This window comes from Lysinibacillus sp. FSL L8-0126 (genome assembly GCF_038630385.1).
Taxonomy (GTDB): domain Bacteria; phylum Bacillota; class Bacilli; order Bacillales_A; family Planococcaceae; genus Lysinibacillus; species Lysinibacillus fusiformis_D.
Genome location: NZ_CP152028.1, coordinates 294,150 through 313,157, shown reverse-complemented (window position 1 = coordinate 313,157; position 19,008 = coordinate 294,150). Strand labels below are relative to the sequence as shown.

Sequence of the window (19,008 nt, the reverse complement as noted above, 5' to 3'; positions counted from 1 at the left end):
ATTTTATTCAAAACTGTTTATTTCATTCTGCAAAAATGTTATATTTATGAACGATTAGTAGGAATGTTGTACATCAGATGTCTGATCTCTGATTTGGTGGTGATATATGTGACTATTAAAGCAGATCATCGTCATCTCTATCTTCAAGTTATCGATCGTTTAAAATCTGACATTGAGGCTGGCATTTTTAAAGAAAATGAAAAGCTGCCTTCAGAGTTTGAATTATCGAAATCACTAGGAGTCAGTCGAGCTACTCTTAGAGAAGCTCTTCGACTGTTGGAAGAGGAAAATGTGATTGTGCGCCGACATGGGGTTGGGACTTTTGTCAATCCTAAGCCGTTGTTTACATCAGGCATCGAGCATCTATCGAGCATTTCTTCTATGATCGAAACAGCAGGTATGGAGCCGGGTTCCCGTTTTTTAAAGGCAACTGAGCACACACCTTCTGAAGAAGATTTAAAACGCTTCCAATGTGATGGCGACGATAAAATACTCACGATTGAACGTGTCAGAACAGCGGATGGTGAGCCAGTAGTTTACTGCATAGACAGGCTACCCGCAAGCTTCCTGCCTACTGACTTTGTCGAAAAAAAAGAAGTTTCACTGTTCTCTGCTTTAGAGCAATCAGGCAAAATTCATGTAGCCTATGCTGTAACTTATATTGATCCAATTGGGTATCATGAACAAGCCTCACCGATTTTAAATTGCGGACGTGAAACAGCTCTTTTAGTGTTAAAGCAGTTGCATTACGATGACCATGATCAAGTAGTGCTCTATTCAAAAAATTATTTCCGAGCTGATAAATTCAGCTTCCATGTAGTTCGTAAACGGGTGTAGAACATTTCTAAATTTTTTTCCTGCTAATTACAATACCTTTGGGGGGTTAATTAAATGAAAAAACGTAAATTTGGTTTAGTATTAACATCAGTATTAGCGGCAAGTGCTATTTTAGGTGCTTGTGGTACGAAAGACGACGAAAAACCTGCAAAAGACAATGACAATGCTTCAGGCGGCGACAAAACAGAAGAAACTTTCTCAGTAGCAATGGTTACTGATGTAGGTGGCGTTGATGACAAATCATTCAACCAATCTGCATGGGAAGGTGTACAAGCTTACGGTAAAGAGCACGGCTTATCAAAAGGTGATGGTTTTGATTACCTACAATCAAAATCAGATGCAGACTATGATTCAAATTTAAATGCATTACTACGTCGTGACTTCAATTTAATTTTCGGTATTGGTTATATGATGGAAGATGCAATGGCTGCAATTTCTGAGGAAAATCCAGATGGCCAATTTGCAATCATTGATGCTGAAGTAAAAGCAGACAACGTAGTATCAGTAATGTTCAAAGAGCAAGAAGGTGCTTTCTTAGCGGGTGTAGCTGCAGCGAAAATGTCTAAATCAGGTAAAATCGGCTTCGTAGGTGGCGTAGATATCCCAGTTATTAATCGCTTTGAAGCTGGATTCCTTGAAGGGGCAAAAGCTGTAAACCCAGATATCATCATCGAAGATAAATACACAGGTGCATTTGATAAAGCGGATGTTGGTAAAATTACAGCAAGCGGTATGTTCTCATCAGGTGTTGATGTAATCTTCCACGCTGCTGGTGCAACTGGTAACGGTGTATTCTCTGAAGCAAAAGAACGTAAGAAAAAAGATCCAGAGGCAAACATTTGGGTAATTGGTGTAGATGCTGACCAATACGAAGAAGGTAAAGTAGACGATAAAACAAACGTAACATTAACTTCAATGTTAAAAGGTGTTAATACAGCAGTAGTAGATATTTCAAATAGAGCAAAAAATGGTGATTTCCCAGGCGGAGAAACACTTACTTATGGTTTAGCTGAAGACGGTGTTAAACTTGCAGATTCACGCGGTGCGATTCCAGAAGATGTACAAAAAGTAATTGATGAATATAAAGAGAAGATTGCTAAGGGTGAAATCAAAGTTCCAGAAAAAGTGGAAAAATAATTCAACTCTTGATCATCATAAGGGACTTTTAGAAGGACCTTATGATGATTTTTCAATCTATCGTTATATTTAGATTATTCGCAATACTCTATTTAACTAGATTTATAGGAATCTTATAGAGGTAAATCATGATGGTAATAAGTTAATAGAAGAAAGGTTTCTAACGATGACCTTTCCTGTATTAATTTAGCAAAACAACTACCTCTATAGGTGGGTTTAGATCAAGCAATAATTCTAGCCTCTGGTAGAAATTGACTACTGGACGTATGGCTTATCTGTACCATCAATCATGTAGCAGCAGATACTATACGCTAAGGCAAAAATACTTAATAAGTGCCTATTAAGGGAGTGACAATTTTGGAATATGTGATTGAGATGCTTGGAATCCGTAAAGAATTCGGGAGTTTCGTGGCGAATAATAACATCACCCTCCAACTGAAACAAGGCGAAATCCATGCATTGCTTGGTGAAAATGGTGCAGGTAAATCGACTTTGATGAACGTCCTTTTTGGTTTATATCAACCAGAGGGTGGCGAAATTCATGTTCGTGGGAAGGCTGTAAAAATTACAAACCCGAATGTTGCCAATGATTTAGGAATTGGCATGGTGCATCAGCACTTTATGTTGGTAGAAAACTTTACGGTTACAGAAAACATTATTTTAGGCACGGAGCCTACTAAAATGGGGATTGTCAATATAAAAGATGCGGCGAAGAAAGTACACGCACTTTCTGAAAAATATGGATTGGATGTTGATCCAAATGCCAAAATCGAAGACATCACAGTTGGTATGCAACAACGTGTTGAAATATTAAAAACATTGTATCGTGGTGCCGAAATTTTAATTTTTGATGAACCTACGGCTTCATTAACACCACAAGAGATTACAGAATTAATTCAAATTATGCGTCGACTGATTGCAGAAGGTAAATCTATTATTTTAATTACGCATAAGCTAAAAGAAATTATGGAAGTTTCAGATCGTGTGACGATTATCCGTAAAGGAGAAGGGATTGGCACTGTTGTAACCGCTGCCACAAATCCTGATCAATTGGCTGAAATGATGGTTGGCCGTCAAGTTGAATTTAAAACAGAAAAAATTGACGCAAACCCAACTGAAGAAGTGCTATCGATTGAAAAGTTGGTAGTAACGGATTACCGAGATATTGATAAGGTAAAAGGTTTGAACTTAAATGTTCGCAGAGGTGAAATCGTAGGTATAGCTGGTATCGATGGTAACGGTCAGTCCGAATTAATCGAAGCCATTACAGGACTACGTAAAATCAAAAGTGGGACAGTTAAGTTAAATGGCAAAGATATTACCAATATGAAGCCTCGTAAAATTACAGAGGAAGGCGTCGGTCATATCCCACAAGACCGTCATAAACATGGTTTAGTGTTAGATTTCCCGATTGGTCATAATATTGCACTGCAAACGTATTACCAATCTCCAATTGCAAAGGGTTTTGTCATGGATTATAAAAAAGTGTCGGAAAAAGCTCGTCAAATCATTGAAGAGTATGATGTGCGTACAGGTAATGGTGAAATGACACCGGCTCGTGCATTATCTGGAGGTAACCAACAAAAAGCTATTATCGGTCGTGAAATCGACCGTAATCCAGATTTATTAATTGCTGCTCTACCAACACGTGGACTTGACGTAGGGGCTATTGAATTCATTCACTCTCGTCTCATTGAGCAACGTGATAAAGGAAAAGCCGTTCTGTTAATCTCATTTGAATTAGATGAGGTCATGAATGTATCGGATCGTATTGCTGTTATTTATGATGGACAAATAGTAGATGAGTTAAATCCAAAAGAAACAACAGAACAAGAGCTAGGCTTACTTATGGCAGGGCAAAGTAAAAAAAATAATAAGCATGATGCGAAGGAGGGGAACGACTAATGTCAAATCGTGTCATTAATCTACTCGTTCCTATCATCTCTATCATTATCGGTTTAATTGTAGGGGCTATCGTTATGGTAGTCAGTGGCTATGACCCAGTAGAAGGTTATATTGCTCTTTGGACAGGTATTTTTGGAGATTCATATTCAATTGGGAACACAATTCGTCAAATAACACCTTATATTTTGGCAGGTCTTGCAGTAGCATTTGCATTCCGCACAGGACTGTTCAATATTGGGGTTGAGGGTCAGCTGATTTTAGGTTGGCTAGCAGCAGCTTGGGTAGGATACGCATTTGAGCTACCTAAAGTTATTCACTTACCATTGGCATTACTTGCTGCTGCAGCTGCAGGTGCATTTTGGGCCTTTATTGCAGGTTTCTTAAAAGCGAAATTTAAAGTCCATGAAGTTATTGCGACAATTATGCTCAACTATACTGCGCTTTATATTGCCAACGCAGTGATTAAAAAATTGTCCGATGGAAGCTTTAAAACAGAACGTATCCATGAATCAGCTTCTTTACGTTCTCCGTTTTTAAGAGAGCTTACAGACAATTCAAGTCTTCACTATGGGATCATTGTTGCACTATTAATGGTAGTAGTTATGTGGTTCATTTTAGAAAAAACAACACGTGGATACGAGCTAAAAGCAGTAGGCTTTAACAAAAATGCTGCCGATTATGCAGGTATGAGTGTTAATAAAAATATTATTTTAGCGATGACGATTTCAGGAATGTTTGCAGGTCTTGGTGGTGCGATGGAAGCTTTAGGTACATTCCAAAACGCATCTATTAAACCTGGCTTTACAGGAATCGGTTTTGACGGTATCGCCGTTGCGCTACTTGGTGCGAATACACCACTTGGGGTAGTGTTTGGAGCATCACTATTCGGTTCATTAAAATATGGTGCATTAAATATGCCAAATGCTGCGGGTATTCCAGAAGAAATCGTATCAATTATCATCGCATTGATTATCTTCTTCGTTGCATCAGGCTACATTATTCGAATAGGCTTGCAAAAGCTGAGCAAGAAAAAGGAGGGACAATAACATGAGCTTTTTAGAAATGTTATATTTCATCATCCCTTCAGCGATTCTTTATGCAACACCTTTGATTTTTACTGCTATCGGTGGAGTATTCTCTGAACGCTCTGGTGTAGTCAACATCGGGCTAGAAGGCTTAATGATTGTTGGTGCTTTTGTTGGTATTTTTGTCAATTTAGAATTCGCTTCGTCATTAGGTGTGGCAACGATTTGGGTAGCGATGTTAGCAGCTATGATTATTGGTGGGATTTTCTCTCTTTTCCATGCTGTTGCTTCGATCTCTTTCCGTGCCGATCAAACAGTTTCAGGTGTAGCCATTAACTTACTTGGCTTAGCTGCTACAGTTTTCTTAGTTAAAATGATTTATGATAAAGGTCAAACGGATATGATTACACGTCCAATCGACCGTTTCGGTATTCCTTATTTAGAGGATATTCCATTCTTTGGTCCTTTATTGTTCCATGATGTTTACAGCACATCTATTTTAGCATTTGCGGTAGCCATTGGTGCTTGGTTTATTATCTATAAAACACCATTCGGCTTGCGTTTACGTGCTGTGGGTGAGCACCCAATGGCAGCAGATACAATGGGGATTAATGTTAATAAAATGCGCTATATTGCCGTTGTTATTTCTGGGGCATTAGGTGGTCTTGGTGGTGCAGTCTATGCACAAACAATTACACATGACTTTTCGCATGCAACAATTGCTGGACAAGGTTTCATGGCCATTGCCGCTATGATTTTCGGGAAATGGCATCCAATTGGTGCATTAGGAGCAGCCTTATTCTTCGGTTTAGCGCAAACTTTAAGTATTGCAGGAAGTCAAATTCCATTCATCGAGAATGTACCAGCCGTTTATCTGCAAATTTTACCATACGTCTTAACAATCCTTGCTTTAGCAGGCTTTATTGGTAAAGCGAATGCTCCAAAAGCAAGTGGACAGCCTTATATTAAAGGTAAACGTTAAGAAAAATGAATCAAAAAGACTGAGTGAACGATGCTCAGTCTTTTTTTACATATGAAATTGGTGTATTTTTTAATTTTTCCCATACATACTTTGGATTCTTTTTGCAATTATAGACAATAGACATGTATAGTATGTGTAGTACATCGTTATATTAAGAAGGATAGGAGGGTTTCATATGTTTAAAACAATACCTTTTGCAAAAGGTGTCAATTTGCATATCCGACAAACAACCCAATTTAAAACCGTAAATTTTTCGATTAAATGGAGAAGAGCATTAACTGCAAAAAGTGCATCGGAACGTACAGTGTTAACCAATGTACTACAGCATAGTAATGCTAAATATAAAACAACTGCTGCTTTCCGTAGCTTTTTAGATGATTTATATGGTACTGTTTTATATTTTGATACATCAAAACGAGGTAATGAACATACGGTGCTAATGAATGTGGAGACTGTGAATGATCATTATCTAGCAAATACAAGTGTCTTAAACGACGTACTTGGTTTATTGCACACAGCTATTTTTGAGCCTAATTTAGAAAACGGTGTCTTTAAGGAATCGATTGTAGAACGGGAGAAGAAAACAGTCATTCAACGGATTGAATCTATTTTTGATGATAAATCTCGTTTTGCTCAGTTCCGTTTACAACAAATCTTGAGACCAAACGAGCCTGCATCGATTTCGGCTAATGGTAGCGTAGAAGAAATTCAAAAAATTACGCCTGCTTCTTTATTTGAGGCATACCAATCCATGCTCGCTAACGACAAAATAGATATTTATGTTGCTGGAGACATTAATGAAGAGGAACTTGTAGCGAAATTAAAAAAAGCGCTACCATTTAATGATCGCACACCAGAGGAAGTGCCAGCAGTATTACCACAACAGCATCCTGACAATGATTACGTAAGAGAACAGCATGAAATGAAACAAGGTAAGCTTCATATTGGCTTTAGCACGCCTATTCGATTTGGAGATGCTGATTTTGCTAAAATGCAGATTTTTAATGGCATTTTTGGAGGCTATCCTCATGCTAAATTATTTATGAATGTGCGTGAGAAAGAGAGTCTTGCTTATTACGCATCAAGCTCCTATGCATCGCATTACGGTCTTCTGTTTGTTGTTTCTGGGATTGAAGCTAAAAATGAAGAAAAAGCATTGTCTTTAATTAAAGAACAACTTGCTGTCATGCAGGCTGGAGACATTACAGATTTAGAGCTGGAGCAAACAAAGGCTATGCTGACAAATCAGCTAAAAGAGTCCTTGGATTCTGCGCGTGGACAAATTGAAATTTTTGACCAATATAAAGATTTACCTGAGGAATTCTCTGTTGAAGTCTGGGCAAATAAGTGGAAAGCTGTAACAAAGGAAGACGTTGTTGCAATGGCTAAGCAAGTGCAGCTTGAAGCGGTCTATTTCTTATGTGGAAAGGAGCAAGCCGCACAATGAAAACAATTGAATTTAAACAACTAGATGAAACACTTTACTATGAAAAACTAGACAATGGCTTAGATGTATATATTTTACCAAAAAAGGGCTTTTCCAAAACATTTGTAACATTTACAACAAAGTACGGCTCTGTTGATCGTACGTTTGTACCAATCGGTGAAACGGAAAGTATTACAGTGCCAGATGGTATTGCACACTTTTTAGAGCATAAAATGTTCGAAAAAGAAGATGGTGATGTTTTTCAAAAATTTAGCGAATATGGTGCTTCGGCGAATGCCTTTACGTCGTTTACACGCACAGCTTATTTATTTTCATCTACTGACAATATATATAAGAGCACAGAAACTTTATTGAATTTTGTGCAAGAGCCATACTTTACAGAAGCTACTGTCAACAAAGAAAAAGGAATTATTGGGCAAGAAATTACGATGTATGATGATCAACCAGACTGGCGTCTATATTTTGGTACGATTGAAAATATGTATCATCAACATCCTGTAAAAATTGATATAGCAGGAACGATTGAATCGATTGACGGCATTACAGCAGAGCATTTATATACGTGTTACAATACGTTTTATCATCCTTCAAATATGTTATTATTTGTCATTGGCGCTGTAGAGCCAGAGGAAATGATGACTTTTATTCGTGACAATCAAGGTAAAAAAGAGTTCCCAGAGCCAACACCAATTCAACGTTTCTTTGATACAGAACCAACAGACGTAGCGATTAAAGAACGTACATTAAATATGGATGTACAAAAGCCGAAAATTTATGTTGGTTTGAAAGCAAAGGATACGAATTTATCAGGACAGGATATGTTAAAGCATGAGCTGTCTGTTCAAATCGCGCTTGAACTTATTTTTGGACGTACATCTAATTTTTATGAACGTGTCTATGAAGAAGGTTTAATCGATGAGACATATGCATTTGATTTTACGTTAGAAAATGGCTTTGGTTTTGCCATGATTGGTTCGGATTCAGCAGAGCCTGATAAATTGGCCCAAGCGATAAAAGAAGAATTAGTGAAATATGAGGGGAATAGCCAATTGGATAGTGCTGGTTTAGAACGTATAAAACGTAAAAAAATTGGCTTCTTCCTACGAGCATTAAATTCGATTGAATTCATCGCAAACCAATTTACACGTTATTCCTTTAATGATATGAATTTGTTTGATGTGGTACCAGTTCTTGAAACATTAACAATAGAGGATTTACACAAAGCCTTTACTTCTATTCAAGGAGAATCCCAACAAACAGTCTTTAAAATTTTGCCAAGCAAGCAGGGAGCACAGTGAAAAAATTTGCCCTTGTTTTAGGCGCATCAGGTGAGATTGGTCGTGCCATTTGTCAAAGTCTTGCAGAAGATGGATGGTCCATCTATGTGCATTATTCGAATAATAAAAATGCGGCACATAAATTATGTGATTCGCTTTCTAAAACCTTCCCTGCACAAGAGTTTATGCTTGTGCAGGGGGATTTTTCTATTTTAACAGGAGCGGAAATGGTAGCCGCGCAAATTTTTAATGTGCAGGCCATTGTCTTTGCAAATGGGCAGGCACATTATTCGCTGCTCGAAGATACAACAGTGGAGGATATGGATGCTTTATGGCGTGTCCACGTTCAAAATCCAATGCGACTGACAGCTTTACTATCTGAGAAATTGCGTAAGCATGAGGTGAGCTATGTATTATTCATTGGCTCCATTTGGGGAGAGGCTGGCTCAGCGGGTGAGGCACTTTATGCAACCGTTAAGGGAGCACAACATGCTTTTGTCAAATCCTATGCAAAAGAAGCGGCACTATCCCGTATTCGAGTAAATGCTGTTGCTCCAGGGTTTATAAATACGTCAATGAACAGCCATTTAAATCAAGAAGAACTTAATTATATTTTAGAAGATATTCCTTTAGGTACCATTGGTCAGACAAAGGATGTAGCTGAAATGGTACGTTTTTATTTGTCTGGTAAAGCAGATTATGTGACAGGACAAATCATACGATTAAATGGCGGTTGGTACATATAATATTCTTTTTTGCACATACTACATGTGTAAAGGAGGAGGAAATATGACCATTTTAGAAAACTGGCAAAAATGGACATCGTTTTTAGGACAAAACGTTATGCAAGCTGAATCGAGTGGTATGCCGAAGAAAATGATTCAAACGGCTGCTGTCCAAATTGGGGAATATTTAGCGACAAATGTCGATCCTAAAAACGAACAAGAGCGAGTGCTGTCGGATTTATGGGGCGTTGCCTCTGAAGATGAGAAGCATGCATTAGCGAATTGTGTCATTAAGCTTGTACAAAATAAGCATGTGCAGTAAATAAAAGAGGAGAGCCAATCTCCTCTTTTTTCTATATAAAAAAGCTATTTATCTACGAAAAAGGGAACGTATGTAAGCCTAATCTACATGCATCAAAAAAAATTAGTAAATAACGCCGTAATTCCATGTATTCTAACTTTCCATTACATAAAAAATCAGCTATGATGGAACTTATAAAGGATTTTTTACGTTAACTAATAGGAAGGGAACGAGTGTGTTGAGCGATTGGTACTTTGAATATGAAATTCAGGTGAATCGCCCTGGATTATTAGGAGATATTGCTTCACTTTTAGGGATGCTTCGTGTCAATATTATATCAATAAATGGTGTCGATGAGGACCGACGTGGTATGTTAGTGCATACAGACAATGATGAGGCGATTGAACGTTTTCGTACAATTGTTTCGACAATGGAACATATTAACGTAACCAAATTTCGACAACCAAAACTTCGTGACCGCCTAGCTATTCGGCATGGTCGTTATATTCCTCGAGATGCAGACGAAAAAAACACTTTCCACTTCGTAAGAGACGAACTTGGTATTTTAGTCGATTTTATGGCAGAGCTTTTTAAAAAAGAAGGACATAAGCTAATTGGTATTCGTGGTATGCCACGCGTTGGAAAAACTGAATCCATTGTAGCTGCAAGTGTTTGTGCCAATAAAAAATGGATTTTCTTATCGTCTACAATGATTAAACAAACTGTTCGTAATAAACTTGTGGGAGACGAATTTAGTCGTAACAATATTTTTATTTTAGATGGTATTGTGACTCGGCGTTCATCTGATGAGCGACATTTGCAATTAGTGCGTGAAATGATGAATATGCCTTGCATTAAAGTTGTTGAGCATCCAGATATGTTTGTGCAGCATTCAGAATATAAAATAGAGGATTTTGATTATATCATTGAATTACGTCATCACACGGATGAAGAAATTACTTATGAAATAATGGAAAAAAATCACATGTCCGAATCCGATTCATTTGGAGGATTTAATTTTTAATTTGATGTTAAAGTAGGTGTTATTAGTGGCAGAATTAGGTACTCGACTGAAAGAGGCGAGACTGTCTAAAGGCTACAGCTTAGACGATTTACAAGAAATAACGAAAATTCAAAAGCGTTATTTAGTAGGAATTGAAGAAGGCAATTATTCCATTATGCCTGGTTCGTTTTATGTACGAGCTTTTATTAAGCAGTATGCAGAAGCTGTTGGTTTGAACGCAGAGGAAATTTTAGAGACTTATAAAAAAGAACTACCGAGTACTCCAAATGACCAAGTAAGTCAATCGATGACGAATAGTCCAAGTAGAAGAAAAGTTACGAAAGGCCCTTCGAATAAAATGATGGAGGCTATGCCAAAAATCATTGTAGCTTTATTTATCGTTGTAATCATTGTGGCCATATGGATACTATGGCAATCTAAAAATAGTTCAGGGACAAGCGAAGTAGAAAATACTACTCCTGAAATGGAATATGATACTAATATTCAACCAATTGATAGTGAAAAGGATAAAAAAGACAAAGAAAATAAAGATGCACAGAAAAAAGATAAAGAAGATACAAACTCTACAGAGGAAACACCAACTGATGAAGATCAAACTGATCAAACAGAAGAGATGAAGCAAACAATTTCCGCGGGGACGGTTGAGGCGGATGGGGCGACGACTTCTTATACCTTAACAGGTACAGATACAATGAAAATTAAAATCGAAGTATCAGGTCCTACATTTGTGGGTATTCGCAACCAACAGCAACAAGAATTATTAACGGACACACGTGTCTATAATGCTGGAGAAGTAGTTGAGTTTGATGCTACAACACAAAACTATGTACGTGTCCGTCTTGGTAATTCAACGCAGGCTAAAATCTATATTAATGACGAACTTCTACCGTATGCACAGCAGATTGTAACGCAAAATATCGTCATCAATTTCAATAAAGAACAGTAGTCATCAGGTGATGGCTACTTTCTTTCATCATGAAAGGTGTTAGAAAAATGAACATTCCAAATAAAATTACCATCTCTCGAATTTTGCTTATTCCATTTTTTGTCATTGTGATGATGTTTGATTTCGGCTGGGGAACTTTGACACTATTTGGCGCTGAGATGCCGATCCACCATTTTATAGGTGCACTTATTTTTATCTTTGCTTCAACAACAGATTGGGTGGATGGTTATTATGCACGTAAGTATAATCTTGTGACAACATTTGGGAAATTTTTAGATCCCTTAGCTGATAAATTACTGGTTTCAGCAGCCTTCATTTTAATGGTAGAACTTGATATGGCACCTGCCTGGGTAATCATCATTATTATTAGCCGTGAATTTGCCGTAACTGGCTTACGTTTGATTTTGGCAGGTGAGGGAGAAGTTGTTGCTGCTAATCAGCTCGGTAAAATCAAAACTTGGGCACAAATTGTAGCGATTGCAGCTGCTCTTTTACACAATACAATCTTTACACTGTTTGGTATTCCATTTGATACGATCATGCTCTATATTGCATTGTTCTTTACGCTTTGGTCTGGGTGGGATTATTTCTATCTAAATCGACGTGTTTTACTTGAGTCTAAATAAGAAAGGTCTTGTGAATCATGAATGCTGAAATTCTTGCGGTTGGCTCAGAACTATTATTAGGTCAAATTACGAATACAAATGCGAGATTTATCTCAAGTCAATTATCCGAGCTTGGTATCAACGTTTTTTATCATACTGTAGTAGGCGATAATACGAAACGTTTAGAACAGGCTATTGAAGTGGCGGAGACTCGTGCCGATTTAATTATTTTTTCGGGAGGACTTGGACCTACGAAAGATGATTTAACGAAGGAAACGATTGCTCGTCATCTTGGTGTTTCGCTTGAGTCTGATGATGTAGCATTAACGTATATTGAGCAATTTTTTGCCAAACGAGGACGTCCAATGACGGAGAATAATCGGAAACAGGCATTAATTTTAGCTGGCAGTGAAGTGCTAGCCAACCACCATGGAATGGCGCCAGGTATGATTTTCACAAAAAATGACCGCACCTATATTTTACTTCCAGGACCACCAAAAGAGCTGGAACCTATGTTTCAATTTGAAGCGAAACCAAAGCTTGCTGCGATGCTTAATGATGGAGGGATCATTGCATCACATGTGATGCGTTTCTATGGGATTGGTGAAGCAGAGCTTGAAGTACGAGTTCAAGATATTCTAGATGCCCAAACAAATCCTACAGTTGCCCCACTTGCCTCTGATGGAGAAGTAACATTACGTGTTACAGCTAAAGCGGCTACAGAGCAGGAAGCTCAACAGCTTACAGCTACAAAGGTTGCTGAGATACAGGCACTTGTGGGAGATTATCAATATGGTGTAGATGACGACTCTCTTGCCTCTAAAACGGTAGAAATGCTACTTGATAATCAGTTAACCATTGCTGCCGCAGAAAGTTTAACAGCTGGGTTATTTCAATCTGAGCTTGCGGAAATTCCTGGGGTAGGCAATGCACTGATTGGTGGCGTTGTTACCTATGCTGCTGATGCAAAGATAAAACAGCTTGGCATTTCAAAAGAATTAATTGATACACATGGTGTCGTTAGCAGTGAGTGTGCGGCGGCAATGGCAAGTGCTGTTCGCGAAAAGTTTGCTACTAATATTGGAATTGGTCTTACAGGAGAGGCTGGTCCGACAGCGCATGATCACCAGCCAGTAGGTACGGTTTGGATTGGTATTGCTATCAATGATGAGGAGCCACTTACTTATTTACTGCATTTATCAGGCATGCGAAATACAAATCGACTACGTGCGGTGAAATTTACATGTCATTATTTAATGCAGCTTTTAGAAGAACGCGGTTATACAAAACGATATTAAATAGAGTGAAATAGAAATTTGGGTAGAGGAAAACTATCCAAATTTTTATTTTGAAGAAAAATCGAATAAATGTTCGCTTTTTTCTTGCGCGTTTTCTTAAAAACAAGTATAGTAGAGATAGATAAAAACAGTGAACAGTTTTCGAAGGAGGAAAATGAATGAGTGATCGTAAAGCAGCCTTAGAACAGGCTCTAAAACAAATTGAAAAGAATTTTGGTAAAGGTTCCATCATGAAACTTGGTGAAAGAACCGATTTAGAAATTGCGACATCTTCAAGTGGTTCGCTAGCACTTGATGCAGCATTAGGCGTAGGTGGTTATCCACGTGGACGTATTATCGAAGTATATGGTCCTGAATCATCTGGTAAAACAACAGTTGCTCTACATGCTATTGCAGAAGTGCAGGCAACAGGTGGACAAGCAGCATTTATCGATGCAGAGCATGCATTAGACCCAATCTATGCACAAAAATTAGGTGTTAATATTGATGAGCTATTATTATCACAGCCAGATACAGGGGAGCAAGCACTTGAAATTGCAGAAGCATTAGTGCGTAGTGGTGCTATTGATATTATTGTTATTGACTCTGTCGCTGCCTTAGTGCCAAAAGCAGAAATTGAAGGCGATATGGGTGACTCTCATGTCGGCTTACAAGCACGTTTGATGTCTCAAGCATTACGTAAGCTTTCAGGTTCGATTAATAAATCAAAAACGATTGCTATTTTCATTAACCAAATTCGTGAAAAAATTGGTGTCATGTTCGGAAACCCAGAAACAACACCAGGTGGACGTGCGCTGAAATTCTATAGCTCTGTCCGTTTAGAAGTGCGTCGTGCAGAAGCAATTAAACAAGGTAATGATATTGTTGGTAACCGTACAAAAATTAAAATTGTTAAAAATAAAGTAGCGCCACCTTTCCGTACAGCTGAGGTAGATATTATGTATGGAGAAGGAATTTCTAAAGAAGGCGAAACAGTTGATTTAGGTGTAGAATTAGATATTGTGCAAAAAAGTGGTTCTTGGTATGCATATGGTGACGAACGCCTAGGTCAAGGTCGAGAAAATGCTAAACAGTATTTAAAAGAAAATGTCGCTGTTTTAGAAGAAATCGCTAATAAAATTCGAGCTTCTTATGGTATCGCGGCTTCTTCTTATACAATTGCGGCACATGATGAAGAAGAGATGGATGACGAATTAATGTTGCTTCTTGAAGAAGAAAAATAAACGATTGCATTGTTCCCGCTTTATTTAAGGGGACAATGCATTTTTTTGTCTATAATCTTCAATTTTTACACATAATAAGAGAGAGGCTCTAAGCCTTAGACGTGTTATTTCTAATGTACTGTTTTTATGGTAATTGTTTTGAAGGTGAATTTTTTTCTAGTGTAAAAGTAATAGGGAAAAAATTCACTGAATGGATAGGACTTACTTTTTTTTATCCGATGGGACGAGCAGACGCCTGACTAACCTTGACAGAGTTTGAGGCTAGCTATACAATTAAATATGTATAATTTCTGAATTATGACTTTAAATAGGCAGTACATTTTGTCTTCATTTAGCAAATGTTTATAGTGAAATGGACATTACACTTTTTAAGATTTCCTTGTTATGGGTGGTTGTTGTTCCTTTTCAATAGATGTCTAAACACCTACTGAATGAAGCGAAAGCTTTGGCTAATAAAACGGATTTTGCACAAGTAAAATCTAGCACATTTTTGCCAAAGTGACATAGATGTATGCGCCGACTGAAACTGTAATACCCAAATAGCAAGAGGAGGTGTTCATATGGATGGAATTACTATCATCTCCGCTTTGCTTGGACTCATCGTTGGTGCCGCTGTTAGCTATATCTACATGAAAAAAGTGAATGACTCAAAAATCACTGGTGCTAAACATGTCGCTGAAACAATCGTTGAAGAAGGAAAACGAGAAGCGGAGGCAATGAAGAAAGAAGCACTACTTGAAGCCAAAGATGAAACTCACAAATTTCGTACTGAAGCCGAAAATGACATTCGTGAACGTCGTTTAGAACTTCAAAAACAAGAGAACCGTTTATTGCAAAGAGAAGAGAATCTTGATCGCAAGGATGATGCTCTAAATAAGAGAGAAGCAAGCTTAGAGCGTAAAGAACAAGCTCTAGCTGAAAGACAACAGCATATTGAACAGATGGAGAGCAAAGTGGATGAGCTCGTTGCATCACAGAAAACAGAGTTAGAACGTATTTCTGCTTTAACTAGAGAAGAAGCTAAATCAATTATCCTCAATGAAGTAGAAAAAGAACTGACAACTGATATAGCTGTGATGACGAAGGAAGCTGAAACACGTGCAAAAGAAGACTCAGATAAAAAAGCACGTGAAATTTTATCATTAGCACTACAACGCTTTGCTGCAGATCACGTAGCAGAAACAACTGTCTCTGTTGTGAACTTGCCGAATGATGAAATGAAAGGTCGTATTATTGGTCGAGAAGGCCGTAATATCCGTACTTTGGAAACGTTAACAGGCATTGATTTAATTATTGATGATACGCCAGAAGCCGTTATTTTATCAGGCTTTGACCCAATTCGTCGTGAAACGGCTCGACTTGCACTTGAAAAACTTGTACAAGATGGTCGCATTCATCCAGCTCGCATTGAGGAAATGGTGGAAAAAGCTCGTCGTGAAGTGGATGAACAAATTCGCGAAACAGGTGAGCAAACTACATTTGAAATTGGTATTCATAACTTACATCCGGATTTAATGAAAATTTTAGGCCGCATGAAATATCGTACAAGCTATGGACAAAACGTCCTAAAACATTCAATTGAAGTCGCACATTTAGCAGGATTACTTGCTGCTGAACTTGGTGAAGATGTAGCATTAGCTCGTCGCGCAGGTTTATTACATGATATTGGGAAAGCAATTGACCATGAAGTTGAAGGTAGCCACGTTGAAATCGGTGTGGAATTAGCAACGAAATATAAGGAACATCCAGTCGTTATTAACAGTATTGCTTCGCATCATGGTGATACAGAAGCAACATCTGTCATTGCGGTATTAGTCGCAGCAGCTGATGCATTATCAGCAGCTCGTCCAGGAGCACGTAGTGAAACACTTGAAAACTATATCCGCAGACTTGAAAAGTTAGAGGAAATTTCAGAAAGCTATGATGGCGTAGAAAAATCTTATGCAATTCAAGCTGGACGCGAAATTCGAATTATTGTACAACCTGAAAAAATTGATGATTTAGCCTCCCATCGTCTTGCGCGAGATATCCGCAAACGTATTGAGGAAGAATTAGACTATCCAGGTCATATTAAAGTAACAGTCATTCGCGAAACACGTGCTGTGGAGTACGCGAAATAATATTGAAAGTTAGAGGTTTCTTTAGATTCATATCTAGAGAGCCTCTTTTTTACTTTCAGTAGAGTCATGTTTAAGGAGCTCTTATCATAAAAAAGAACAAGGCTATATTTTGATTAACGATGAAAGATGTGATGATCCTGATTGATCTCCATGCACATGTATTATACGGTGTAGATGATGGACCCCAAAATGAAAGAGATTCCTTGAATATGTTAAGGCAAGCTGCTAAAGAAGGAATTACAGAAATCATTTGTACATCCCATGCCATGCACCCACAATATCATGTCCCATATAAAAAAGTCGAAGAGCGAGTCAAGAGTTTACAACAATTGTTACAGCATGAGCAAATACCAATTACACTCCATACTGGCCACGAAATACGCTTACATGATGAGCTTCCTACACTACTTCAGCAACAACAGCTCCATACATTAGCAAAGTCCAACTATATTTTATTGGAACTTCCTTCTAGCACTATCCCCGCCTATACGGTAGAAATGATAAGACAATTAAAAATAGCGGGTTATAAACCCATTTTGGCCCATCCTGAACGAAATATGGCTATTAGAGAAAATCCAAAAAGGCTGAATGCCCTCATTCAACAAGGGGTATTTACACAATTGACGGCGGGTAGTTTAACCGGATTGTATGGTAAGGAAGTACAGCGATTATCACTTGCTTTAGTGAGGGCCAATTACATTCATATGATAGGCTCTGATGCCCACGATCTACGCACAAGATGCTTTTATTATCAAGCAGCACTGCAATATCTGGAGAGAAAGAAAGAGGGAGATTCGATCAATCGCCTCTTAACGAATAATGCAAGCATTTTAGCAAATAAGCCAATTTTGCCACTCGAATTGGATGATATGGCTTTAAGGAAACGATGGTATTTCTTTCATATGTCTTTGTAGGATTTGAGCGTGACAATCACATGAAAATATTCTACACATTAATGTTTAGCACACTTATTTTTATGAGTCTCATGCAGCCAGTCGCTGGTATTTATCATAAATTATCTTTAGTAATCGGCTTGTTCATCATAGTGATATCTGTACTCCTGCATAAAAAAATACATATTCACAATGTACAAGCCTGTGTTTTCTTTAGTCTGTATACATTTTTTTGTGTCATAGCAGCAGGTATGAATCAGGACATGATTTTATTGAAAAACAGTTTACAATTGATGTGCCTGTTTATAGCTGTTTCTATTTTTTTTAATGATCTTGTGAAAGCACAAGTATTAGAAATCGTGTTAAATAGTGTGTTAATCGCCTATATCCCATTTTTAATGCTATGTTTTCAGCAAGCACATTATATGTTTGAAGCTTTTGCTGGTGTATTTGAAAATCCAAATACAATGGGGTTTTCTATGATTGGTTTAGTGATAGTAGTATTAATGAAACTGTATAACGTGACAATACAGATGTTACATGGGCAACAAAAGGTAAAATACATGCTGTCTTTTATACTTTATACGGTCGTCTATTTAATTAGTTTGTATGTTATTTTGCTATCAAATGCGCGTACATCATTATTAACCGTTGCTCTTGCCACAGTTGTTGTCATGGTTTGGATTGTTAAAAGCATGAACAAAACCTTCCTGCCCTTCATAAAGTTGGTCACATTGTTTACATGTTTAGGTGTAGTTGTAGTAATGGTGATGATGAAAATGGACATGATGCAAGAGGCGGTACAAAGTATTCTATTAAAAATGGAGAAAAAATCTACGAACATAACAGATGGTCGCCTTGAAATTTGGCAATATGTTTTTGAGCATTTTCATTTTTGGGGACACGGTGTTGAATCATTGTGGTCTATAGGTGTTTCCCATGCACATAATACATTGATTAATATTTTACAGGAGGCAGGCTTGCTGGCACTGGTTAGCTACTGTTTGTTTCTTTTTGCCATTGCCAAGGGTTATCGTCAGATGAATGAACAGCTTATCGTTTTTACAGCCTTGGTCGTGGTTGCCGTATTAGGGGTTTCTACATTTGAAATACTTTATTTTAATATGCTTCATCTCCTTGTATTTGTTGTAAGTGGAAGTATGAGGGATAGGGGCAAAAGCGCGACTTTGTCCGAATAACCAGTAGGCTTGTTTAATATACTTTATTAATATTGTGCACGATTTGCCTATTAGGAGGGGATCC

General features: G+C 37.8%; 17 protein-coding genes. All 17 read left to right on the top strand.

Annotated elements, in window-relative coordinates; translation table 11 throughout:
• The first annotated feature begins 108 nt into the window (after positions 1-108).
• The gene (locus tag MHI34_RS01550) at positions 109-837 is read left to right on the top strand and encodes a GntR family transcriptional regulator (protein ID WP_036121324.1); all 729 of its coding nucleotides are present in this window, start codon (positions 109-111) and stop codon (positions 835-837) included.
• A gap of 54 nt (positions 838-891) precedes the next feature.
• Positions 892-1,974 (top strand): BMP family protein, encoded by a 1,083-nt coding sequence (locus MHI34_RS01545; RefSeq protein WP_058843929.1) that lies wholly within the window; start codon positions 892-894, stop codon positions 1,972-1,974.
• A gap of 357 nt (positions 1,975-2,331) precedes the next feature.
• Positions 2,332-3,879, top strand: coding sequence for an ABC transporter ATP-binding protein (locus MHI34_RS01540; protein ID WP_089932014.1), 1,548 nt, complete (start codon positions 2,332-2,334; stop codon positions 3,877-3,879).
• Entirely contained in the window at positions 3,879-4,925 is a 1,047-nt protein-coding gene (locus tag MHI34_RS01535) for an ABC transporter permease (RefSeq protein ID WP_340810064.1), read from the top strand. The genes MHI34_RS01540 and MHI34_RS01535 overlap by 1 nt, the downstream gene beginning before the upstream one ends.
• A 1-nt stretch (position 4,926) precedes the next feature.
• Positions 4,927-5,886, top strand: coding sequence for an ABC transporter permease (locus MHI34_RS01530; protein ID WP_036121312.1), 960 nt, complete (start codon positions 4,927-4,929; stop codon positions 5,884-5,886).
• 175 nt (positions 5,887-6,061) lie between these two features.
• On the top strand, positions 6,062-7,333 hold the full coding sequence (locus MHI34_RS01525) for a pitrilysin family protein (RefSeq protein WP_342504053.1): 1,272 nt from the start codon (positions 6,062-6,064) through the stop codon (positions 7,331-7,333).
• Positions 7,330-8,631, top strand: coding sequence for a pitrilysin family protein (locus MHI34_RS01520; RefSeq protein WP_058843926.1), 1,302 nt, complete (start codon positions 7,330-7,332; stop codon positions 8,629-8,631). Before MHI34_RS01525 ends, MHI34_RS01520 begins: the two co-directional genes overlap by 4 nt.
• A complete protein-coding gene (locus MHI34_RS01515; protein ID WP_036121304.1) occupies positions 8,628-9,356 on the top strand; it encodes an SDR family oxidoreductase in 729 nt (242 codons plus the stop codon). The genes MHI34_RS01520 and MHI34_RS01515 overlap by 4 nt, the downstream gene beginning before the upstream one ends.
• Before the next feature lie 43 nt (positions 9,357-9,399).
• Positions 9,400-9,657 carry a DUF3243 domain-containing protein gene (locus tag MHI34_RS01510; RefSeq protein ID WP_004224939.1) on the top strand — a complete coding sequence of 86 codons (258 nt, stop codon included), beginning with the start codon at positions 9,400-9,402 and terminating at the stop codon, positions 9,655-9,657.
• A 217-nt stretch (positions 9,658-9,874) separates the two neighbouring features.
• Complete coding sequence (locus tag MHI34_RS01505) at positions 9,875-10,660, top strand: DUF3388 domain-containing protein (protein ID WP_008178931.1); 786 nt, start codon at positions 9,875-9,877, stop codon at positions 10,658-10,660.
• Positions 10,661-10,676: 16 nt separating this feature from the next.
• A complete protein-coding gene (locus MHI34_RS01500) occupies positions 10,677-11,606 on the top strand; it encodes a RodZ domain-containing protein (RefSeq protein ID WP_170829781.1) in 930 nt (309 codons plus the stop codon).
• A gap of 47 nt (positions 11,607-11,653) precedes the next feature.
• Positions 11,654-12,232: a CDP-diacylglycerol--glycerol-3-phosphate 3-phosphatidyltransferase gene (gene pgsA / locus MHI34_RS01495; protein ID WP_036121302.1), complete on the top strand. Its 579-nt coding sequence runs from the start codon at positions 11,654-11,656 to the stop codon at positions 12,230-12,232.
• A gap of 17 nt (positions 12,233-12,249) precedes the next feature.
• On the top strand, positions 12,250-13,509 hold the full coding sequence (locus MHI34_RS01490; protein ID WP_342504051.1) for a competence/damage-inducible protein A: 1,260 nt from the start codon (positions 12,250-12,252) through the stop codon (positions 13,507-13,509).
• Positions 13,510-13,667: 158 nt separating this feature from the next.
• On the top strand, positions 13,668-14,732 hold the full coding sequence (gene recA, locus MHI34_RS01485; RefSeq protein ID WP_036121272.1) for a recombinase RecA: 1,065 nt from the start codon (positions 13,668-13,670) through the stop codon (positions 14,730-14,732).
• A 560-nt stretch (positions 14,733-15,292) separates the two neighbouring features.
• A complete protein-coding gene (gene rny / locus MHI34_RS01480; protein WP_036121270.1) occupies positions 15,293-16,852 on the top strand; it encodes a ribonuclease Y in 1,560 nt (519 codons plus the stop codon).
• Positions 16,853-16,983: 131 nt separating this feature from the next.
• Complete coding sequence (locus MHI34_RS01475) at positions 16,984-17,766, top strand: CpsB/CapC family capsule biosynthesis tyrosine phosphatase (RefSeq protein WP_249646035.1); 783 nt, start codon at positions 16,984-16,986, stop codon at positions 17,764-17,766.
• A gap of 20 nt (positions 17,767-17,786) precedes the next feature.
• On the top strand, positions 17,787-18,944 hold the full coding sequence (locus MHI34_RS01470) for an O-antigen ligase family protein (protein ID WP_101966486.1): 1,158 nt from the start codon (positions 17,787-17,789) through the stop codon (positions 18,942-18,944).
• Positions 18,945-19,008 lie beyond the last annotated feature (64 nt).